26 protein-coding genes and 1 pseudogene are annotated in these 18998 nt (G+C 53.7%); 14 read left to right on the top strand and 13 right to left on the bottom strand.

Annotation, left to right across the window (positions count from 1 at the left end; translation table 11 throughout):
* Positions 1-48 precede the first annotated feature (48 nt).
* The gene (locus tag NK55_RS02640) at positions 49-612 is read left to right on the top strand and encodes a J domain-containing protein (protein WP_024124289.1); all 564 of its coding nucleotides are present in this window, start codon (positions 49-51) and stop codon (positions 610-612) included.
* Here the strand turns inward: NK55_RS02640 and NK55_RS02635 are convergent.
* The 4 genes from NK55_RS02635 to ndhC are packed head-to-tail and all read right to left on the bottom strand — an operon-like array spanning position 609 to position 2961.
* The gene (locus NK55_RS02635) at positions 609-893 is read right to left on the bottom strand and encodes a DUF3288 family protein (RefSeq protein WP_024124288.1); all 285 of its coding nucleotides are present in this window, start codon (positions 891-893) and stop codon (positions 609-611) included. The two genes, NK55_RS02640 and NK55_RS02635, sit on opposite strands and share 4 nt — an antisense overlap.
* 41 nt (positions 894-934) lie before the next feature.
* Positions 935-2050, bottom strand: coding sequence for a DNA-processing protein DprA (dprA, locus tag NK55_RS02630; protein ID WP_024124287.1), 1116 nt, complete (start codon positions 2048-2050; stop codon positions 935-937).
* Positions 2051-2056: 6 nt separating this feature from the next.
* Entirely contained in the window at positions 2057-2563 is a 507-nt protein-coding gene (locus tag NK55_RS02625; RefSeq protein ID WP_024124286.1) for an NAD(P)H-quinone oxidoreductase subunit J, read from the bottom strand.
* Between the two features lie 35 nt (positions 2564-2598).
* Positions 2599-2961, bottom strand: a complete 363-nt coding sequence (ndhC, locus tag NK55_RS02620; protein WP_041429010.1) for a photosynthetic/respiratory NAD(P)H-quinone oxidoreductase subunit C — start codon at positions 2959-2961, stop codon at positions 2599-2601.
* A gap of 114 nt (positions 2962-3075) precedes the next feature.
* Here ndhC and NK55_RS02615 point away from each other — a divergent pair, with 114 nt between their 5' ends.
* Together NK55_RS02615 and NK55_RS13410 are read left to right on the top strand one after the other, a co-directional pair.
* Positions 3076-4065 carry a carbohydrate kinase gene (locus NK55_RS02615; RefSeq protein ID WP_024124284.1) on the top strand — a complete coding sequence of 330 codons (990 nt, stop codon included), beginning with the start codon at positions 3076-3078 and terminating at the stop codon, positions 4063-4065.
* A gap of 2 nt (positions 4066-4067) precedes the next feature.
* Positions 4068-4205, top strand: a complete 138-nt coding sequence (locus NK55_RS13410; protein WP_162147164.1) for a hypothetical protein — start codon at positions 4068-4070, stop codon at positions 4203-4205.
* Between the two features lie 321 nt (positions 4206-4526).
* On the opposite strand, the gene acsF is transcribed toward NK55_RS13410, so the two are convergent.
* The 6 genes from acsF to NK55_RS02585 form a co-directional block, all read right to left on the bottom strand.
* Positions 4527-5669 carry a magnesium-protoporphyrin IX monomethyl ester (oxidative) cyclase gene (gene acsF, locus NK55_RS02610; RefSeq protein ID WP_041429009.1) on the bottom strand — a complete coding sequence of 381 codons (1143 nt, stop codon included), beginning with the start codon at positions 5667-5669 and terminating at the stop codon, positions 4527-4529.
* A gap of 86 nt (positions 5670-5755) precedes the next feature.
* On the bottom strand, positions 5756-6124 hold the full coding sequence (locus tag NK55_RS02605; protein WP_024124281.1) for an Npun_F0494 family protein: 369 nt from the start codon (positions 6122-6124) through the stop codon (positions 5756-5758).
* A gap of 24 nt (positions 6125-6148) precedes the next feature.
* Complete coding sequence (locus NK55_RS02600; RefSeq protein ID WP_041429005.1) at positions 6149-6727, bottom strand: hypothetical protein; 579 nt, start codon at positions 6725-6727, stop codon at positions 6149-6151.
* A 394-nt stretch (positions 6728-7121) separates the two neighbouring features.
* Positions 7122-7871 (bottom strand): dienelactone hydrolase family protein, encoded by a 750-nt coding sequence (locus tag NK55_RS02595; RefSeq protein WP_024124279.1) that lies wholly within the window; start codon positions 7869-7871, stop codon positions 7122-7124.
* Positions 7872-7881: 10 nt separating this feature from the next.
* The gene (locus NK55_RS02590; RefSeq protein ID WP_024124278.1) at positions 7882-8067 is read right to left on the bottom strand and encodes a hypothetical protein; all 186 of its coding nucleotides are present in this window, start codon (positions 8065-8067) and stop codon (positions 7882-7884) included.
* Between the two features lie 26 nt (positions 8068-8093).
* Positions 8094-8678 (bottom strand): thylakoid membrane photosystem I accumulation factor, encoded by a 585-nt coding sequence (locus NK55_RS02585; RefSeq protein WP_024124277.1) that lies wholly within the window; start codon positions 8676-8678, stop codon positions 8094-8096.
* Positions 8679-8850: 172 nt separating this feature from the next.
* On the opposite strand from NK55_RS02585, the gene NK55_RS02580 reads away from it, so the two are divergent.
* The 4 genes from NK55_RS02580 to NK55_RS02565 are packed head-to-tail and all read left to right on the top strand — an operon-like array spanning position 8851 to position 11666.
* The gene (locus tag NK55_RS02580; RefSeq protein WP_024124276.1) at positions 8851-9612 is read left to right on the top strand and encodes a hypothetical protein; all 762 of its coding nucleotides are present in this window, start codon (positions 8851-8853) and stop codon (positions 9610-9612) included.
* The gene (locus NK55_RS02575; RefSeq protein ID WP_024124275.1) at positions 9609-10088 is read left to right on the top strand and encodes a carboxypeptidase regulatory-like domain-containing protein; all 480 of its coding nucleotides are present in this window, start codon (positions 9609-9611) and stop codon (positions 10086-10088) included. The genes NK55_RS02580 and NK55_RS02575 overlap by 4 nt, the downstream gene beginning before the upstream one ends.
* Positions 10088-10774, top strand: a complete 687-nt coding sequence (gene cbiM, locus NK55_RS02570) for a cobalt transporter CbiM (RefSeq protein ID WP_024124274.1) — start codon at positions 10088-10090, stop codon at positions 10772-10774. Before NK55_RS02575 ends, cbiM begins: the two co-directional genes overlap by 1 nt.
* On the top strand, positions 10737-11666 hold the full coding sequence (locus NK55_RS02565; RefSeq protein ID WP_024124273.1) for an AEC family transporter: 930 nt from the start codon (positions 10737-10739) through the stop codon (positions 11664-11666). The genes cbiM and NK55_RS02565 overlap by 38 nt, the downstream gene beginning before the upstream one ends.
* Positions 11667-11677: 11 nt before the next feature.
* Here NK55_RS02565 and petM read toward each other — a convergent pair whose 3' ends face one another.
* A complete protein-coding gene (petM, locus tag NK55_RS02560) occupies positions 11678-11779 on the bottom strand; it encodes a cytochrome b6-f complex subunit PetM (RefSeq protein ID WP_011057256.1) in 102 nt (33 codons plus the stop codon).
* Positions 11780-11865: 86 nt separating this feature from the next.
* A complete protein-coding gene (locus NK55_RS02555) occupies positions 11866-12228 on the bottom strand; it encodes a hypothetical protein (RefSeq protein WP_024124272.1) in 363 nt (120 codons plus the stop codon).
* A 110-nt stretch (positions 12229-12338) separates the two neighbouring features.
* Here NK55_RS02555 and bchD point away from each other — a divergent pair.
* Positions 12339-14335 (top strand): annotated as a pseudogene (gene bchD / locus NK55_RS02550) (magnesium chelatase ATPase subunit D).
* Positions 14336-14410: 75 nt separating this feature from the next.
* On the opposite strand, the gene groL reads toward bchD, so the two are convergent.
* Positions 14411-16042 (bottom strand): chaperonin GroEL, encoded by a 1632-nt coding sequence (gene groL / locus NK55_RS02545; protein WP_024124271.1) that lies wholly within the window; start codon positions 16040-16042, stop codon positions 14411-14413.
* A gap of 173 nt (positions 16043-16215) precedes the next feature.
* Here groL and NK55_RS13405 point away from each other — a divergent pair, with 173 nt between their 5' ends.
* The 6 genes from NK55_RS13405 to NK55_RS02520 all read left to right on the top strand — a co-directional run bounded on the left by NK55_RS13405 (position 16216) and on the right by NK55_RS02520 (position 18883).
* Positions 16216-16389 (top strand): CAP domain-containing protein, encoded by a 174-nt coding sequence (locus tag NK55_RS13405; RefSeq protein ID WP_162147156.1) that lies wholly within the window; start codon positions 16216-16218, stop codon positions 16387-16389.
* Positions 16368-16616: a CAP domain-containing protein gene (locus NK55_RS02540; protein WP_051372761.1), complete on the top strand. Its 249-nt coding sequence runs from the start codon at positions 16368-16370 to the stop codon at positions 16614-16616. Before NK55_RS13405 ends, NK55_RS02540 begins: the two co-directional genes overlap by 22 nt.
* Positions 16617-16680: 64 nt before the next feature.
* Positions 16681-16926 (top strand): chlororespiratory reduction protein 7, encoded by a 246-nt coding sequence (locus NK55_RS02535; protein ID WP_024124270.1) that lies wholly within the window; start codon positions 16681-16683, stop codon positions 16924-16926.
* A 174-nt stretch (positions 16927-17100) separates the two neighbouring features.
* Positions 17101-17571, top strand: a complete 471-nt coding sequence (locus NK55_RS02530) for a hypothetical protein (RefSeq protein WP_051372760.1) — start codon at positions 17101-17103, stop codon at positions 17569-17571.
* Between the two features lie 19 nt (positions 17572-17590).
* Positions 17591-18478: an acetylglutamate kinase gene (gene argB / locus NK55_RS02525; RefSeq protein WP_024124268.1), complete on the top strand. Its 888-nt coding sequence runs from the start codon at positions 17591-17593 to the stop codon at positions 18476-18478.
* A gap of 66 nt (positions 18479-18544) precedes the next feature.
* Positions 18545-18883 carry a hypothetical protein gene (locus NK55_RS02520; protein ID WP_024124267.1) on the top strand — a complete coding sequence of 113 codons (339 nt, stop codon included), beginning with the start codon at positions 18545-18547 and terminating at the stop codon, positions 18881-18883.
* Positions 18884-18998 lie beyond the last annotated feature (115 nt).

Raw genomic sequence — 18998 nt, 5'->3', positions numbered from 1 at the left:
AGTGAAGATCCGACAATGCAATGCAAATCTCATGTTGCGTCCTGCCGAATGAATCTAGACGAGTGCTATCGCATTCTGGAGCTGTCGCAGGGAGCGTCCTTAGCCCAAGTTAAATCCGCCTATCGCCGGCTAGCACGACGCTATCATCCCGATGTCAACCCCGGCGATCGCACGGCCCATGAGAAGTTTATTCTCCTCCAACAGGCCTATGAAAAACTAGGGCGGGCGGGCAGCACCCGCCCTACCCCCGTCAAATCAGAACCGCAAACTCGCCCGCCCCAAACACCGCCACCTCTGTCTGCCTTTGACATTGAACTGAAACACGCCAGCTACCGCCAACTTCAGGAATTCCTCAAATATCGCTGCTATCAACGTGCCATCTCCCTTGTGGAAGGGTTGGCCAGGCGACTGCCCCAAGATGCAGAAGTACGGCAGTGGCAAGCCGTCACCTATCAGTGCTGGGCGCGGCAACTCATTCGCGATCGCCAACCCCAAGCGGCACGGGAATACTTGCACCGAGCCCTAAAAGCAGATCCGGATAACCGTAGCCTTTGGCAAGCAGTCGAAAAGGACTTTCGTACCCTTGATCGCCTCTACGGCAAAGCAATCTAAGTCCAATCCTCCTGTTTATTGCTGCCCACCTTGTAAACGCCGCCGCGAGCGTGGATGGCACGGGTACGCTTAAAGAGTTCTTCCTGCGTCAGTTGCCATTTTTCTAGCAGCTCCGCCATTAATTTCTTATTTGTCTCGGCCCCGGGGAAGCCATCGTAGCGAATCAGCAATCGCCCCAATTCCGCTAAGTTGTAATCACTGATGCCCTCTTGCCGCAGACGCTCGAGGACTAACCGATCTTGAGCTTCGCGAGGATGTTGTAGGTTCTGGAAGTTGGTCATTGCAGCCTCCAAGTGACAAGTTCAATGTTTTAACAAATGTTTTAACAGCCAATTCTGCGATAGCGATTCCCTGGCTGCTGCTCTACGCAGCCCATCAGCTCTAGATGGATTAATTCTGCCATGACTACCCCCGTGTCCAAGGACACTCGGTGCACAATGTCATCGAAGGCAACACTATGGCTGCCTTGGCTCAGTTGTTGAATCGCCTCCAAAATCTGTTGCTGCGGGAGCGATAGCGCTGAGGAGGGTGTCGGATCAAGGGGGGGTGTATGCCCTAATAATTGTTCAAGGAGCGCTTCTTCTCCCAAAATAATGTGTGCCCCCTCATTCACTAAACTAAGGGCACCCTTGGCCCGGTGGTTATCCAGGTGCCCCGGCAGCACATAGACATCGCGACCATACTCGGCCGCATAGCGAGCAGTAATCAGAGCACCGGATTTGTAGGGGGCCTCTGCAATAATCACCGCCCGGCACAGGCCGGCAATGATGCGATTGCGGCGGGGAAATTGGGGGCGATCGGCACCCACGCCCCTAGGGTACTCGCTCAAGAATCCCCCGCGTTCATGAATCTGGTAGTAAAGGGAACGATTTTCCGGGGGGTAGATCATATCCACCCCCGTCGCCAAGACCGCCAGTGTGGCACCGCCAGCATCTAAGCAGCCACGATGTGCTGCCCCATCAATGCCTGCAGCCATTCCCGAAACAACAATCAAGCCAGCCCGCGCAAGCGCATACCCCAGCTTCTGCGCCCACCGTTGGGCATATTCTGAAGGATCACGGGTACCGACAATGGCAACGCTTGGTGTGGGTTGACTGAGAATTTCTAAAATACGGTTACCACCATAGTAAAGCAAGGGGGGTGGATCAGGAATGTCCCGCAACAGCGGTGGATAATGGGGGTCACTCAGCACCCAATGGTGGGGATTTAGCTGGCAATGGTGTGCGTAGAGGGTTAGGGGTTGGCACTGCTGCCGATACTGGGCGATCGCCCCTTGGAGTTTAGGACCAATCCCCTCTACTTGTCCAATAGCTGCTATGGGGGCTTCCCAAGCAGTTTTCAAATCCCCAAAGTGCTGCCAGAGTCGTTTGAGTAATATCGGACCCAGGCCAGGTACCTGTGACCAGCTATACCAGTAGGCAGCATCAGGGGGAACCAAGGGAGCTTAGTAGGCTTCCTGCAATTCGTAAAAGTCAGGGGTGATATAGTCTTTGCGCAACGGCCAACCTACCCAATCCTCGGGCATGAGGATGCGCTTCAAGTTTGGGTGCCCTTCATAGACAATGCCAAACATATCGTAGGACTCCCGCTCTTGCCAGTCGGCGGTTTTCCAAATCCAGTACACTGACGGCAGCCGCGGATCATGGCGGGGCAAAAAGACCTTAATGCACACTTCAGGGGGACGATCAGCGTTGTCTGTGAGCTTGACTAGATGGTAGGTGCTTACCAAATCTTGGCCGGGACCCGAGTCATAGGCGGCTTGGCAGCGCAAGTAGTTGAAGCCATCGGCATAGAGGGCTTGGCAGACCGCCAGCAGGCGATCGCGATCGACTTTAATCATTTCTACACCAGAGGCATCCCTACCGAGGGATTCCACACTTAGGTTTTGAGACTGTAGGAGACGGCCCACAGGGCCAGCTTCAACAATGGGGGCTTGGGGGGTGTCACTCATGTTCGCTGCTCCAACTTAAACGGCTATCGACTCACTCAGGACCATTCGAGGGCACGTTTGCGCCATGCATAAACCAGAGCCACGATCAGAATGGCAATGAAAATCAAGGCTTCAATGAAGGCCAGCAATCCCAACTGATGGAAGGCCACTGCCCAGGGATACAAAAAGACCGTCTCCACATCAAAAATAACAAAGACCAGGGCAAACATGTAGTAGCGCACATTAAACTGAATCCAGGCGCCACCAATGGGTTCCATCCCCGATTCGTAGGTGGTCAAGCGGATCAGCCGCCCCGATTTGGGACGCAATAGTGCAGAGGCAGCCAAGGCCAGTACCGGCACCAGACTACAGATAATCAAAAAGCCGAGAAAATATTCGTAACCACTGAGAACAAACACAGTTGCCGTGTCCCTCGATCTTGGAATCGCTACCATTTTGACACACTCCCCTAGCGATCGCTAGGCTAGGGATCAATAGAAAAAACTAAATTGCCCTATAGCGAATCATTAGCAATGTCCCAACCAACTGTCCTCTGTGCTGGCGAAGTTCTCTTTGATTGTTTAGAACTCCCCCCCGCTCCCCCCCAATGTTTTCTGGGGGGTGCCCCGGCTAATGTTGCCTGTGGTTTAGTGAAGTTGGGAGTGAGTGCGGCCTTTTTAGGAGCTGTGGGAGAGGATGCCTTGGGCCAGCGAGCCTGTGCCGAATTGGCCGCCTTGGGCGTCAATATCGAAGCGGTTGAGCGGGTAGCTGGGCTGCCGACGCGGCAAGTGCGGGTTCAATTGGTGGGGGGCGATCGCCGGTTTGTCGGGTTTGCGCCAGCGGGAACCTCTGTCTTTGCGGATATGCAGTTCTGCGGCCAGCAGGTCTCCCCATCCTTACTGACTGGGGCACGATTTTTTGTCACTGGGACGCTCGGACTCGCCAGTGAACCCACCGCCACGACCATTGACCATCTGGTGCAACGACTGCGGCAAAAAGGTGCCTTGGTTCTCATTGATGCCAATTGGCGACCGATCTTTTGGCCTGATCCAAGGGTTGCTCCTGAGCGCATTTGTCCTTTTCTGGCACAGGCGCATTTCCTAAAACTTGCCAAGGAGGAGGCGGAATTATTTTTCTCTGACAGTGATCCCCAAGTTGTTTACCGTGCACTTTGGGGGAGGGCGCCTGACCATGGGGTGGTCATTACTGACGGGGATCAAGCTATTCGCTACTTTTGGCACGAAAATCAAGGGGAATTAGAACCCCCCTCGATGTCAGTTGTGGATACCACTGGTGCCGGTGATGGCTTTGTTGCGGGTTGGATTGCCCAATTATGGCAGGGCACTCCAGAAACCTACCGTGATCCCGAATGGCAAGCGGCCTGTTTAGAATTTGCCACGGTGGTGGGGGCCCTAGTGACGACCAAACGGGGAGCGATCGCGGGTCAACCGACCCTTGCTGAGGTTACGCAATGGCTTCGGGATCATCCCCAGAGAAAAATACGAACGCACTCAACGGCCTAGCAGTGGTTGATGGTCTGGCGGCGATCGCTGGCTCATTCCCACGGGCAGGGATGGCTGCCCCCAAGGGACAGGCCCGCCAAAATCCCCGCACTGGCACATTCAGTTTTTCGCAGGTACCACCGCGTCGCCCTTCGGAATAATAAAAGCGACAAAAGCGGCAAGTTGTGGGAGTGACAATTGGGCTATCCATCGCGGGGATCAACTCCGAAGTAAAATCTTTAGACTCTCTACCTTCCATCCTATGAAATTGTCCTCAGGGACTTTTTCAGCGATCACAGGGTCAAAGGGGCCTAGGAAGTGAGTTTTAGCGATCCCCAGTGGTCAAAACTGCTTTTAGATTCTTTTCATACTCCCGCAATACTCCGTAATAATACGGATATCAATCGTAGGAAAAATAAAAAAAGTTGAGTCCGCAGACTCAACCCATGGAGATCACACTAATTTCTAACCAAGGGAAGAAATTAACGCACAGTAACTGGTGTCGGTTCCTTGGTGGGGATTAAGAATAACTTGATCATCTGCCACAGATTTGACAGATAAAGGGGAAGTTTCTTGAGGAAGCCCCCGTTTTGCTTGGCAATTTCTGTGAGCTTAGCGTTGTTTTCGACACACCGCTCTAACCGCTGATAAAATTCTGGATGATCGACATCGAGAATCACCGGGAAAACACGGCCTGCGGTTTCATTGGTTTTGGCAATGACCTCGCGATCGTACTCGCGGGCATCCAAGCCAATAGCAGCATAGAACTTCGACCGCTGCAAATCGTTGAGATACATTGTGGCAAAGACCGACAGCAGGAAGAAGCGGCACCACAGTTTTGGTGGTAGCCAGCAGACCATGAAGTAGCGTGCCCATTTCTGACCAGAGAGGGAGAGGGGGATTTCCTTAATCTTTTGCCAGAAGGTGCGTGGCCGATCCAGCATTTGCGGTTGGGAACGCATCACGGCATCAAAAAAGTCACCGTGGCGGTTTTCGTCTTGGCACCAGTTTTCAAAGAAGCGGAAGATGGGATAGATGCGATGTTCGGGGTGCTTCTCCAGATGGCGGTAAATCGTAATGTAGCGCCAGTAGCCAATCTTCTCAGAGAGGTAGGTAGCGTAGAAGATGAATTCCGGTTCAAAGTAGGTGTAGCTGCGGTGCTGGGTCAAAAAGCCCAAATCCAAGGACAGGTTAAAGTCAGCCATGGCTTTGTTGAGGAACCCAGCGTGGCGGGCTTCATCGCGAGACATAAGGGCAAAGCACTCCGCCAGTAGGGGGTTGCGATCCTTGAGCTTGCGGCTGAGTTCTTTGTAGAGGAGAAAGCCAGAAAATTCGGCTGTGCAGGAGCGCTCCAAAAATTCAATGAATAACTGGCGAGTTTCGCCATCAATGTGATCCCAAGACTGTTCAAATTCTTCGTCCCGCACAAAATGGTGGCGGTTGTAGTCGCAGCGGAATTCCTCAAGGATGGCCTCAAGTTCTGCTTTGTTTTCAGTAATATCCATGTTGGCCATCGCTTCAAAGTCGGTGGTGTAGAAGCGGGGCGTGAGGATGGTTTCTTTGGCAGGGGCTTTGATACCCGGCCGCAGTTCTTCAAACTGTGGTTTGGCGACGGTATTGACCATAAAAAGCTGCGTCTCGCTTTTGCTAACGGCACTCATAGAGCATGGTAGCGAAAATCACCGATGCGTTACAGGTCGTTACAGAACCGTTACATTCCCCACCAGCGGCTGAGTTGATTGCGCCAGCGATCGCCCCAAGAGGCCGACCATGTGGGTTGGCGATAGTTTTGAATTAACTGTTGCCCCAAGGGAGTGAGGCGGTAGCGATCGGTGAGGCCTTGGCCGTCTACTTCGCGGCGCAGTAAACCGACGCGGATCAACCAGTCCAATTCTGCTTCTGCTACGAGCGCGGGCAAAGGCGATCGCGTGAATCCGGATTTGAGACCCGCCGCTCCAGCAATTTCTAAAAGCGCTACACTCCGCTGCTGCATTGTTTGAAACAAGGGCGGCAAAAAGGGACTACAGCGCAGGGCGCGATCGGCCCGTGCCAAAACCTTCGGAGAATACGCGATCGCCACAGGGTATCTCCTTAACAGAAAACCTCAATAGCCGCTATCAATGAAGGTTGCTCGCTCATGCACTGATGATGTATTGGCAGGGGGTGTCCGAGGTGATTGAGCCGCTGGAGAAGTTGATGGCGAGGAGGCGGCTTCTGCCTCCTGACGACGGCGATCAGGCAAAATCACCCGCTCCATGATGAACTCAATTGTGCCCCTGCGTACCCATCCCCGTGCCACCAAAATATCGCCAAGTCTTGCCCCTGTGGCTCGCTGATCTGCTAAGGCGACTTCAATTTGCGCCGGTGTCACCAATTCTGCCTCGACGAGATAGTTCCCCAAGCGCTTCGTGTAGCTGTCATCATGGGGACGCTGGGCAGCGGCGGGCTTTTTCGGATGTGCCTCAGTCTCTGCTGTCACGCCCGGCAGGCTCTCAAAATCACGCCGATCTCCCGCTAGGGCAACCAAACACTCCTTGATTTTCATGAGAATTTCCGCCGCCCGGCGGGGTTGATTTTGCTGGGCCGCCTGCTCCAAGAGTCGAGCTTCTGCCTCAATCAGCGTTTGTCGTGATGCCACTGCTGCGACTTGTAAAATGCGTGCCTGCTGCTGAAGCACAGCCATATTCCCTTCAAAAAGCGCTTTTTTACACTGTTTGAGAACAAGAGCTCCCTGCTTCAGTAGGACTTTGTGGGTAGGAGTAGTCATAGACAGCAACAGTGGGGATGAAGATTTTTGTAAAAAATCTTAAATTTTGACAAATGTCTTTGGTATTGTTTAGGTAAGGGGGAACAGTGCCGAACCCAACTTAATTATTTATACTATAGCCCTTTGTATTGAACCCATGCTGCTGCAACTACATCAAACAACGACATCAAAGTAAAGGTTCTGTAAAGGTTCTGTAAAGATGAGGTAACACAGCCCTCTTCGACAACACAGGGGATGTCAAGGAGCTTTGAGCCTCTCTGAGGGTGGCTTTCAGAGTGTTGAGCATGTTGCATCCTTGTGAAAAGGACTTTCATTGTCGCGATTGCTGCCGTAGGACGGTGTTGAAGAGTTCTTTCACCTGTTCCCAGGCATCCCGCGCTGCTGCTGCATCGTAGCTCTCCCGTTGATCGCAGAAAAAGCCATGATCCGCAGGATAGATGAAGATGTGGTGGCGAATGCCATGGTGGCGCAGCGCTGTTTCAATTTGTTTCACCTGCTCCATGGGAATACTTTGGTCGCGATCGCCAAAGAAGGCATAGAGCGTACCGCGAATTTTGGGTGTAATTTCAATCGTGGGTAGGCCACCGCCGGGGGTCATGGTTGTAATCCCAGCACCGTAGAATGAGGCCGTGGCTTTAATGTCCGGCAACTGGGCCACCAGATAGGCCACATGCCCCCCAAAGCAAAAGCCAATCGTACCAATGGCATCTCTATCCACCTTTTCGAGGCCACGCAGATAGGCAATGGTGGCTTGGGTGTCACTGAGGAGTTCCTCGGCTTTGGTTTGGTTTTTGTACTGTCGCCCCAAATCAATATCAGCCGCAGTGTAGCCCGTTTCAAAGCCGGGGGCAAAGCGTTGGTAAAGGGCGGGGGCGATCGCCACATAGCCTTCGCGGGCAATGCGTTCGGTCACATCGCGGATATGGGCATTGACGCCAAAAATTTCCTGAAAGACAATCACTGCTGGATAGCGGCCGGCAGCCACTGGCTCTGCTAAGTAGGCATCAATCAGCAGCTCGCCATTGACGACCTTGACCCAACGACTAGTCATCTCCACCATCGTGAACCTCCTAGGTAGAAATGTCGAGGTCAGGAAAGGTGCGCTTGAAGTCGCTCATCAATTCATCCAGTTCCGCGAGGGCGGATTCAATGTCAATCCTGAGGGTGCCATTACCGGGGAGTTCCAAAAGCTTTTTAAGGCTCTCTCGCTTCGCTAAAACAATGGCCAGACGTTCTTGTAGTGTGGATAATTCCATGGTTGACCTCGCTGCAAGGCTCACTTTTACTGTAGCGCTCCTTTGGACGGATTCTGCCCTTGAAGGGGTGTGGGGGGCGCCAGTTCCACATTAATTTCATTTACAGGGTGCGGCCGCAGTTCCAAAGATTGAGAGCGCGGCAGCAGGTCAAAGACTTCCCGCAAGGTGTCATCGAGGGTTTCAAAGGGCACGGTACCGATAAATTCCTGCCGCAATTGCCCTTGACGATCAAAAATCAGGGTTTGCGGCACCCGGCCTTTGTAGTAGTAGCCCGCTTCATTGGGGGAGAACTGCGCCCCAAAGGGCAAGGCATCCACATCAATGGCGATAAAATCCGTGGCGCGACCATAGTAGCCTTGCAACTGGGAAATGGTGGAGGCAAACTGCTTGCAGTCGCGGCTATCGTTGACATAAAACAGCAGCAACGTGGCGCGATCGCTCTGGCGCGATTTCTCGAGGGTCACTTTGGGGGGCACCAAGGAGCCATTGCCAGCATAAAGAGCAAAGATATTCCCATCGTAGCGATCGTCTTGTAACCCCGCCCAACTCGGTGCGGTCCACAGTCCCCACAACAGTAGGACAAGTCCTAACCAACCCCAGACCTGTTTCATTTTCTGCTCCATCAAATCCCGTTCTGTAAAGACACTATACCGTCACGCTATCCCCCTCTGGTGCATTGTAGAACCGATGCCGCGCCTTCTAAGGTAGGAAAGGGGTCTTTACGGCTTTTGCCACTGGCTACAGAGGTGCTCTTTCTGGGGCTTTTTCGGGGTGAGCAAACAAATGAATTTGTACCAACGTTTAGGGACGGTCATCATTTTAAGTACAGCACTACTGGCAAGTTGTGCCCCAGCCTCACAAAAGGGGACTTTGCAGCTCTATGCCAATGGCGAAGAACGCTTGCAAACGGGATGGACAACCAAAGATGGCTGGCAGCTTCAGTTTGACCATGTGTATTTAACCTTAGGAAGGGTGACTGCCTATCAAACTAATCCCCCCTTCGATCCTGAGGGGGGCGATCGCCCCAAAAGTGAAGTCACGGTTGTCTTTAGCGATCCAGTGACGGTGGATTTGGTGGGGGATGAGCGTCCCCTGGGGGGCAGTGCTGTGGCGGCAGTGGGTCACTTCAATGCCCTGCAGTGGCAGACTGTTCCACCCAGCTTACAACTGGTGGGCACAGCACAACGAGGCGGTGTCAGGGTGCCCTTTAACATTAGGTTGGATCAGCCCTTGGCATTTGTTTGTGGCGACTACATTGGCGATCAGCGCAAGGGGATTGTGGCAGCCAATAGCACTGCTGATGTAGAGATCACACTGCACTTTGATCATCTTTTTGGGGATGGGGCTGAACCACCAAGCACAGAGATCAATCGAGATGCGGTGGGTTTTGACCCCTTTGCCGCGATCGCTACCCCTGAGGGAGTCAGGGTTGATTGGGCAGGATTACAGCAAAGACTCAGCCCCCAAGAGGTGGAAACACTGCGCAAAGCCCTCGGGAGTCTGGGGCATGTGGGTGAAGGTCACTGTCGGGAGGTTTCCTTATGAAGACCATTTTAGTGAGCGGTGCCATCCTCGGATTTGTGGTTCCCAAAGCCCTTGCCCATGGGGTGGATTTGCACTACGAACCCCAACAGGTCATTCGCATTACAGCGAGGTACGACAGTGGTCAACCGCTGGCAGATGCTAGGGTGCAAGTCTTTGCCCCCGATCGCCCCCAAACAGCCGTTATCAGTGGTACCACCAATGCCCAAGGGGAATTTCAGTTTGTCCCGGATCGCCCCGGTCAGTGGCAGGTACAGGTACGCCAAGCCGGTCATGGGGGATTGCTGACCATTGCGGTCGCGCCGCAGGGGCAAACAACAACGGCAGCAGCGATTGCGGTTGCTCCAAAGGTGCCAGCAACCGTTTCCCTGAGTCAATACACCCCTGCGCAAATCACCGTCATGGTCTTGGCGGTGCTGTGGGGTGCCATTGGCACTGCTTGCTTTGCGTGGTCACGACGGCGAGTACAGGTGGAGTAATGCACATCCCCGATGGTTTAGTTCCGCCTCTGTGGTGCGGATTGGGCTACGCCGTTAGTGGAGGCCTTCTCTGGGGGGCTTGCCGCCGTTTGCAGCGGGCGACGGTGGACACGCTGGCGATCGTCCCCCGCTTGGCCCTGTTGACAGCCGCTTTTTTCACGGCTTCCGCTGTCTATATTCCAGTGCCCCCCGCCAGTGTCCATCCCCTATTCCTTGGCAGCTTGGGGGTGCTTTTGGGGGAAGGGGCAATGATTGCTGTGGTGGTGGGGTTATTTCTACAGGCAGTCATGTTTGGCCATGGTGGCCTGACCACCCTTGGCCTCAATGCTCTGATCATGGGGATACCAGCACTGCTGGCGGCGGCTGTTTTTCGGGGGGTGTGGCATCGCTGTCCACCCAGGGGGCGATCGCTCCTGGGGTTTCTTTTGGGCAGCGGGGCAGTGTTGTTGGCGGTTTTCCTCTTTAGCGCAGTGGTTGTCCTTAGCTTGCCAGCAACCTTGGATCAACAGCGGGAATGGTTAGCCATTACTGCAATCGTGATTGCCCATCTGCCCCTTGCTATCTTGGAGGGAGTGGTTACGGCTTCACTGCTGGTCTTTTTGGCCAAAGTCAAGCCCGAATTCCTGTCCCAAGGCCTGTCCTTTTCCCGTGAAAATTCTCCTTACCCTACTGCCAACCCTCGCTGAACTGTACGGATTAGTCTTTCTATGCATGGGGATTGGTTATGGCAGTAGCCGCTTTTTGCCACCAAAGACAGGGGCTTGGCTGGCGCAAGGGCTATTCTGGGTGGGGACGCCCCTAACGGCATTGAGTTTTATTCTCACAACCAAAATTGCGGGTCACAGCACATTCGCTCCCCTGTTGGCGTGGCTAGGGATGGGAATCGGCGGCGGTTTGGCGTGGCTGTGGTTGCAGCAATATCCTGCTCACACTCGGCAGGAGCAGGGCAGTTTTCTCTTGGCGACCATGGTGGGCAACACGGGTTTTATTGGTTTTCCGATGACTTGGCGACTGTTGGGGCCGCATCACTTTAGCTGGGCGTTGTTTTTTGATCTGATGGGAACACTCCTCATTTCCTATAGTGCTGGCATTGGCGTGGCGGCCAGTTTTGGCGATCGCGCAATTTCCATCCCAAAACTGCTGTGGCACATTGGCCGTAATCCAACCCTCTGGTGTGTCGGCGTCGGACTGCTGCTACGACAACATCCCCTACCGGCGATCGCCCAGCAGGGACTGTTGACCTTGGCATGGTTCATGGTGATTGCTGGACTCATCTATATGGGCATCTGCCTTGGGGAAGCCCCCCTCAAGCTCCAATGGCAGCGAATTATTCCCTGTCTGAGCATCAAGATGCTGTTGGTGCCGCTGCTGCTGGGGATAGGGTTAACCTTGATGGGGGTTACGGGTCCGCCCCGCCTAGGAATAGTACTCCAAGCAGGGATGCCCCCTGCCTTTATGACGCTGGTCTTAGCCGATGTTTATCACTTAGATCGCGCCTTTGCCGCTAGCTTAATTTTGACCAGTCTCTTTGTCTTAATTCTTTTATTGCCCCTGTGGCTCGTGCTCTTTGCCGGCTAGGGGCATTTTGCTTAATCGTCTGGGGTCAAGCGCAACAGCAGGTAGCCTGCACCTAAACCCACCAGAACCAGCGTAAACGTAATTACCGCAGTATTGAAAATCTCTTCTGCCATAGAGCGGCCTCAGCTAACAAGAACTGATTCTAACATTTCCCGTGAAATTCCCCCTCCGGGTACTTTAGCGAATTGGGTGCCTTTGTTTACCATGGCTGCAAAACAGGTTCGCGCAGCAATTCATAGGTACCGCGATTGACGGTCAAAAACATCCCCCGGGGTGTTTTGGTCAATAGATACGTGTACTCGCCATTAACTGCTTCAAAATAGTCCCCTTGAGGACTCCAATCCCGCAGGGGCAGACGAATCGATAGGCGCGCATCCTGCTTGTGTCGTGCCATATAGTAGGCGGGGCGATCGCCCCCACAGATATTCACCCAATAGCTGCGGGTCTGCGTGGCTAGAAACGTCCTCTCGTAGGAGCGACAGGCAAGGGGACGTGCCAGGGCAGTCAAAGGGGTCAGGCTCAACAGGGTCACAGCCGCAATTGTCTGCCCAAGGTATTTCATGAGTAGGCTTCCCCATGGGTTTCTCACTCCAGTCTAGCCAAGGAGGCGAGAAAGCGTTTCTGCCCTCGGTAAGATAGGAATGATGACTAGTGTTTACCCAAAAGGATTCAATGACGCTCGCGATCGCCCCCTTTCCCATCACTGCCATCGTTGGTCAAGAGGCTATTAAGCTAGCATTGCTGTTGGCCGCCGTTGATCCCGGTTTGGGGGGAGTGATCATTGCGGGGCGGCGCGGTACTGCCAAATCCGTGCTGGCGCGGGGAATTCATGCCCTATTGCCCCCCATTGAAGTCATTGATCAGGGGGAAATTCCCGTACCGATCATTGCCAACCCCGACCCGGAACGCCCTCAAGAGTGGGATAGCCGCTTGCAGGCTTGGCGGCAAAGCCATCCCCATGTGGAGTTGAAAACCAAAGTTATTCCAGCCCCCTTTGTGCAAATTCCCCTAGGGGTAACGGAGGATCGCCTCTTGGGGGCCGTGGATGTGAGTCAATCGGTGCAGCGGGGGGAAGCGGTCTTTCAGCCCGGCCTACTGGCAGCGGCCCACCGGGGAGTGCTCTATGTGGATGAAATTAATCTACTGGATGAGCAATTGGCCAACGTGCTGATGGCGGTCCTCAGTGCTGGGCGCAACCAAATCGAACGGGAGGGGATTAGTCTAGATCATCCCTGTCGTCCCCTTTTAATTGCCACGTTTAACCCCGAAGAAGGGGAGGTGCCGCCCCATCTGCTGGATCGGTTTGCGATCGCTCTGTCAGCGGATCAGGTGCTGGGCTTGGATGAGCGGGTTGCAGCGGTGGATCATGCCACCCAATTTGCTGATTCCCCCCAAGCCTTTTTGCAGCAATACGAGACTGAGCTAGAAGATCTGCGCACCCAAATTATTCTGGCGCGGGAATGGCTCAAGGAGGTGAAAATTCAACGACAGCAAATTGCCTATCTCGTCACCGAAGCCCTCCGAGGCGGTGTGCAGGGTCATCGGGCAGAACTCTTTGCGGTGCGGGTGGCCAAAGCCCACGCTGCCCTTAATGGTCGCAGTGAAGTGAATGCCGAGGACCTACGCCGCGCTGTGGAATTGGTAATTGTGCCGCGAGCCACTCAAGTGGAACCGCCGCCGGAGCAGCCACCGCCACCCCCCCAGAAAATCAGCAGTCTGACCCCGAAGCAGAACCCGAGGAGTCAGAGACGCCACCGGAAGAGCAGCAGGAGACTCCAGCCATTCCTGAAGAATTTGTCTTTGAAGCCGATGGCACGGTCTTGGATGAGTCAGTGCTCTACTTTGCCCAATTGACCCAACGTCAAGGGAAATCGGGGAGTCGCAGCCTCATTTACTCCCAAGATCGCGGTCGCTATATCCGCCCCATTTTGCCCCGTGGTCGAGGGGGTCGAATTGCCGTGGATGCCACCCTGCGCAGCGCGGCTCCCTACCAAAAATCCCGTCGCCTACGTCAACCCCAACGCCGTGTCATTGTTGAAAACAGTGATCTGCGGATCAAACGCCTAGTGCGCAAAGCAGGTGCCTTGATTATCTTTGTTGTGGATGCCTCTGGGTCGATGGCGCTGAACCGCATGAACTCCGCCAAAGGAGCCGTCCTCCGCCTTTTGACCCAAGCCTATCAAAATCGTGATATGGTGGCTCTCATTCCCTTTCGCGGTGAACAGGCAGAGGTGCTCCTACCCCCCACTCGCTCCATTGAAGCAGCGCGGCGCCGCCTGGAAACGCTGCCCTGTGGGGGTGGCTCTCCCCTTGCCCATGGCCTAACCCAAGCGGTACGGGTGGGCTTGAATGCCCGGCAAAGCGGTGAAATTGGTCAAGTGATGATTGTGGCTATCACCGATGGTCGGGGGAATGTCCCCTTGAGTCGTTCCCTTGGGGAAACCATACCGCCGCAGACCAAGCCGGATGTCAAAGCCGAGGTACTGGAAATTGCCGCCAAGATTCAAGCCCTGGGTCTAAAGCTCTTGGTAATTGATACTGAGAATAAGTTTGTCTCCACAGGGATGGGCAAGGAATTGGCACGGCAAGCGGGGGGTAAGTATTACCATCTACCTAAGGCCACCGATCAGGCGATCGCCCAAGTAACCCAGAACGCCCTGCAATTTTAGCTACGCATCAAAAACTCTCCCCCCAGTTAGAGAGGAGAGAAAATAGGAAAATAGGAAAGTATGAGGGCAGGTAGCCTACATCATGCCGCCCATGCCCCCCATACCGCCATTAGCGGGGGCTGCGGGTTTAGGTTCCGGTTTTTCGACCACCAGGGCTTCTGTGGTCAGTACCATGCCAGCGATCGAACCTGCATTTTGCAGGGCAGAGCGTACCACTTTGGCCGGGTCAATAATACCTGCACTGACCAGATCTTCATAGGTGCCGGTTGCGGCATTAAAGCCATAGTTAAAGTCACCAGCACGGACATTTTCGACGACAACGGCTCCTTCGGCACCAGCATTGTCAGCAATTTGAGCCACTGGCGCCGCCAAGGCACTGGCGACGATGCGCGCACCCGTTTGTTCCTCAGGACTAAGGCGAGGCAGCAGTGCGTCAATGCGACTGGCCAAGTGGAGCAACGTCACGCCACCGCCAGGGACAATCCCTTCAGCCACTGCTGCTTTTGTAGCATTGAGGGCATCTTCCAAGCGGAGTTTGCGATCCTTCAATTCTGTTTCGGTGGCGGCACCTACTTTGATCACAGCCACACCGCCCACGAGCTTGGCAATCCGCTCCTGTAGCTTTTCTTTGTCGTATTCGGAGTCGGTCTCAGCTAACTGCTTCTTGAGCTGTTCGACCCGCTTTTGAATATCGGCTTTATTGCCCTTCTCCGACACAAGGGTTGTCGTGTCTTTGGTGACGGTGACAGAAGAGGCTTCCCCCAGCATTGTGAGTTCCACATCCTCTAGGGTCAGACCAACTTCTTCAGAAATGACTTGACCACCCGTGAGAATGGCAATGTCTTCGAGCATGGCTTTACGGCGTTCGCCAAAGGCTGGAGCCTTAACAGCGACCACATTGAGGACGCCCCGCAGTTTATTGACCACCAGTGTGGCCAGGGCTTCTCCTTCCACGTCTTCGGCAATAATCACGAGGGGACGACCACTGCGAGCCACCCTTTCTAGGGTGGGAATTAGGTCTTGGATGCTCGTAATTTTTTTGTCCGTCAGGAGCAGATAAGCATTGTTGAGTTGGACAATCATCCGCTCTGGATCGGTGACAAAGTAGGGGGAGATGTAGCCGCGATCAAACTGCATCCCCTCAACAATTTCCATTTCTGTATTCAGGGATTTCGATTCTTCAATGGTGATCACGCCATCTTTGCCCACCTTGGCCATGGCTTCACTAATCATTGCCCCCACTTCGGGGTCGTTGCCGGCAGAAACGGTTGCCACTTGGGCAATCATTTCCCCCTCAACAGGTTTGGCTACTTCGGCAATGGCATCCACAATTGTTTTGATGGCTTTTTCCATGCCCCGCTTAAGAGCAATGGGGTTGGCACCGGCAGCCACGTTTTTGAGACCTTCCCGGATCAGGGCTTGGGCAAGGACGGTTGCGGTGGTTGTGCCATCCCCAACCACATCATTGGTTTTGGCGGCTACTTCCCGCATGAGTTGAGCACCAGTATTTTCGTAGGCATCTTCCAGTTCGATTTCTTTGGCGATCGTCACGCCATCGTTGACAATTTGCGGTGCACCATACTTTTTCTCGAGCACCACATTGCGCCCTTTGGGGCCAAGGGTAATTTTCACGGCATCGGCAAGGGCATTAATTCCGCGTTCGAGCGATCGCCGGGACTCTTCATGAAATGCAACTAACTTTGCCATCGGTGGCTATCCTTTAATAACTTGGAGATCAGAATTGAGGAACTGCAAACTTCGCAGACTGCAAGCCAATGTTCACGATACTCTGCAGCAGTGTCTCAGGGCAATACGAAAAGATGTGGGGGATTCCGCACTTGCTCGCCTATACCGGCCACACATCAACAAGCTTCTTGGCCATGGCTGACCGTCGGCGGGTGAATCGCGATCGCCAGCTCAATGGACTGCCGCCCCTTGTTGCCGATCAGGTACTTGCAGAGGCAGCACAACAGCCGAAGATATGCTCAAATGCCAATACTTTAGCCATACCAATTTTGAGGGACAATCGCCAATGGATGGCTTTATCGCCCTAGGGGGTCGCGGTGGCGGCGGTGAAAATATCATGCAGCAGAAGGGCACCCCCGGATTGGTGCTCCACTATCAGCTAATTGAGCGCTGCCACAAAGGTTGGATGGATAGTGAAGGGCACCGCCAAAATATCCTTCGGCCTGAATTTACCCGTTTTGGTTTTGGCATTGCTTTGAATTCCGTAGGGGACAAGGTCTATGCTGTACAAATGTTTGCGCTGCCACCCCAGTAAGGGGAGCAAAACTTAGTCAACAGATCGAAGAATGTCAATGTCATCAAAGCTAGTCACATGCGCCATGTTCACTGAAGAAATGTACGTTGTCCTTGAATCCACTACCAGCGATGAGACCTTTCTCACCCCCATGGAGCTACAGGCCAAGCTGATTGAGTACTTGACAGAAACAGAGGTTTCCCTCGCACCAGATCTCCTGGCCTTGCCTGATGTGGAAAGTCGTGCCCAGTACCTCATGACAACGGCTTGTGAACTGCCATTGGCCAATGGTGGCTACCTCCAGTGGTACGCCGTGCGTTTAGAAAAATAATTGTTACACAGGGTTACGAAACTCCTGCTCGGAAAATTCCGTTCTAATATAGATAAGGCTCTTAGCTCAATAATCAGACGATTATTGATTCTTTCTTGGTGTCCAACTCCTCAGGAATATCAGGGTAGCAAAACTGTGGCCGATCGCCGTCGTCAACCAAAGAAAAAACAACAAATGACCTATAGTTGGCCGTTGGCAGGCACCTATCAGGCCCTCAGCTCTGCATCGGTGGATTTGATCTGGCGCAAAGTGGTGAATTTGGCTGATGTGTCGTGGCATCCCTTGATTTTGCGCACGAATGTGCCCTACGGACTTGTACCTAAGCCGGGGTTTATTTTCCAAGCAATGACCCGTTGGATTCCTTGGCCGATTCAGATTTTTGTCGAACGGGTATCACCAGGGAAACTGTTGAGTATTCGCATTTTGGTTTTGCCGGGAGTAGAGGAACGGGTGACCTATCGTTTAGAATCGACGGTCTGTGGCAGTCAGATTTCCTGCTCAGTGATGCTGCGGGGCTGGCTGGCTCCCCTGATTTGGTCCCTGATTCGCGACTATGCGGCAGTGTTGGCCGCCCGTTTGGCGATCGCCGCTGAGAAGGAGCCCCCCTCTGCCAAGCCCCCCATTGATCCCTGTTTAGATTTTTAGACTGACAAGAGAGAAGACTATGCTCAGCGATAGCGATCGCGTTCGTGTTCTCAGTGAAGCCCTTCCCTATCTCCAAGCCTTTGCTGGGCGCACCTTTGTCGTCAAATACGGCGGCGCCGCCATGAAGGAAGAGCAGCTCAAAGATTCCGTGATTCGCGATATTGTCTTTCTCTCCTATGTGGGGATTCGCCCTGTGGTGGTTCATGGGGGTGGCCCAGAGATCAATACTTGGCTCGCCAAGCTCAACATTGAACCGCAATTCAAAAATGGGCTGCGCGTCACCGATGCCGCGACGATGGATGTGGTGGAGATGGTCTTGGTGGGCCGCGTCAACAAAGAAATTGTGACCCTGATCAATCAGGCGGGCGGGCAAGCGGTGGGGCTGTGTGGGAAAGATGGCAACCTGATTCGTGCCCGTGCCAAAGGGGAAGATAGCATTGGCTTTGTGGGTGAAGTGCAGGGGGTGGATACCCGTGTGATTACAGCACTGGTGGAGAAAGGGTATATTCCTGTCATCTCCAGTGTGGCTGCCGATGATACTGGGCAAGCCTACAACATCAATGCCGATACGGTTGCTGGCGAGATTGCAGCGGCCTTGGGGGCTGAGAAGCTGATTTTACTGACGGACACCGCCGGCATTTTACGGGATTATCGCGACCCCAGTACCCTTATTTATCGCCTTGACATTGCTGAAGCGCGGCAACTGATTAAAGAGGGGGTTGTCTCGGGGGGGATGATTCCCAAAGTCACCTGTTGCGTGCGATCGCTCGCTCAAGGCGTGAAAGCAGCACACATTATTGATGGCCGAGTGCCCCACGCCCTGTTGCTGGAGATTTTTACCGATTCAGGGATTGGCTCGATGCTAGTGGGGTCCAATGCAGCCTATGATAGCGCCTTTAGTGGTTGAAACTTTTTGCATGAAAAAGGGCGTCCTCAGGTATAACAAGGATGTTTTAGTGTAAGCGTCTATTTTATGAAACTATTCTCTTTGATTTTAATGAGTAGCGGCTTAGCCACTAGCCTGACACTGCTAGCACGCGCCATTCCCCAACCCTACCCCCAAGTGGCTGTGAATAGTTTTATGGATACCTGCATTGAGCGTGGCCGGCGATCGGCGCCCATTTTAGCTCGCTCGGTGATGAGTAACATTTGTCAGTGCTCCATCAACTATATTCAGGAGCGGTTGAGCTACGCCGATTTTCAAGACCTTGATCCCAATGGTGGCCAACCCCAGTCCCGTCGCCAGCGGCAGGCGCAGCGTGTCTTAGATGAGAGTGTAAACTATTGTGTGCGGCGGCAATTTGGCGGCTAGGAACTTTTTGACAGGAAGTAACGTTCTTCAAATTAGCTTGAGCTGGCGATCGCCCACAGCCAAGGCCAGTCTTTGTGCTAGATTGGGCGTAGGCTAAAGGGTTGAAAATTTAGGA

The sequence above is a fragment of the Thermosynechococcus sp. NK55a genome (assembly GCF_000505665.1).
Taxonomy (GTDB): domain Bacteria; phylum Cyanobacteriota; class Cyanobacteriia; order Thermosynechococcales; family Thermosynechococcaceae; genus Thermosynechococcus.
Note: the sequence above shows the minus strand (reverse complement) of the source record. Positions and strands in the feature narration are given on the sequence as shown.

Bases quoted from the DNA above. Each gene is read 5' to 3' on its own strand.
- NK55_RS02640 (WP_024124289.1), top strand. From the start codon at position 49: ATGAATCTAGACGAGTGCTATCGCATTCTGGAGCTGTCGCAGGGAGCG.
- NK55_RS02635 (WP_024124288.1), bottom strand. From the start codon at position 893: ATGACCAACTTCCAGAACCTACAACATCCTCGCGAAGCTCAAGATCGG.
- NK55_RS02625 (WP_024124286.1), bottom strand. From the start codon at position 2,563: ATGAGTGACACCCCCCAAGCCCCCATTGTTGAAGCTGGCCCTGTGGGC.
- NK55_RS02615 (WP_024124284.1), top strand. From the start codon at position 3,076: ATGTCCCAACCAACTGTCCTCTGTGCTGGCGAAGTTCTCTTTGATTGT.
- acsF (WP_041429009.1), bottom strand. From the start codon at position 5,669: ATGGTCAATACCGTCGCCAAACCACAGTTTGAAGAACTGCGGCCGGGT.
- NK55_RS02600 (WP_041429005.1), bottom strand. From the start codon at position 6,727: ATGGCTGTGCTTCAGCAGCAGGCACGCATTTTACAAGTCGCAGCAGTG.
- NK55_RS02595 (WP_024124279.1), bottom strand. From the start codon at position 7,871: ATGGTGGAGATGACTAGTCGTTGGGTCAAGGTCGTCAATGGCGAGCTG.
- NK55_RS02590 (WP_024124278.1), bottom strand. From the start codon at position 8,067: ATGGAATTATCCACACTACAAGAACGTCTGGCCATTGTTTTAGCGAAG.
- NK55_RS02585 (WP_024124277.1), bottom strand. From the start codon at position 8,678: ATGAAACAGGTCTGGGGTTGGTTAGGACTTGTCCTACTGTTGTGGGGA.
- NK55_RS02580 (WP_024124276.1), top strand. From the start codon at position 8,851: ATGAATTTGTACCAACGTTTAGGGACGGTCATCATTTTAAGTACAGCA.
- NK55_RS02575 (WP_024124275.1), top strand. From the start codon at position 9,609: ATGAAGACCATTTTAGTGAGCGGTGCCATCCTCGGATTTGTGGTTCCC.
- cbiM (WP_024124274.1), top strand. From the start codon at position 10,088: ATGCACATCCCCGATGGTTTAGTTCCGCCTCTGTGGTGCGGATTGGGC.
- petM (WP_011057256.1), bottom strand. From the start codon at position 11,779: ATGGCAGAAGAGATTTTCAATACTGCGGTAATTACGTTTACGCTGGTT.
- NK55_RS02555 (WP_024124272.1), bottom strand. From the start codon at position 12,228: ATGAAATACCTTGGGCAGACAATTGCGGCTGTGACCCTGTTGAGCCTG.
- groL (WP_024124271.1), bottom strand. From the start codon at position 16,042: ATGGCAAAGTTAGTTGCATTTCATGAAGAGTCCCGGCGATCGCTCGAA.
- NK55_RS13405 (WP_162147156.1), top strand. From the start codon at position 16,216: ATGGCTGACCGTCGGCGGGTGAATCGCGATCGCCAGCTCAATGGACTG.
- NK55_RS02540 (WP_051372761.1), top strand. From the start codon at position 16,368: ATGGATGGCTTTATCGCCCTAGGGGGTCGCGGTGGCGGCGGTGAAAAT.
- NK55_RS02535 (WP_024124270.1), top strand. From the start codon at position 16,681: ATGTTCACTGAAGAAATGTACGTTGTCCTTGAATCCACTACCAGCGAT.
- NK55_RS02530 (WP_051372760.1), top strand. From the start codon at position 17,101: ATGACCTATAGTTGGCCGTTGGCAGGCACCTATCAGGCCCTCAGCTCT.
- argB (WP_024124268.1), top strand. From the start codon at position 17,591: ATGCTCAGCGATAGCGATCGCGTTCGTGTTCTCAGTGAAGCCCTTCCC.
- NK55_RS02520 (WP_024124267.1), top strand. From the start codon at position 18,545: ATGAAACTATTCTCTTTGATTTTAATGAGTAGCGGCTTAGCCACTAGC.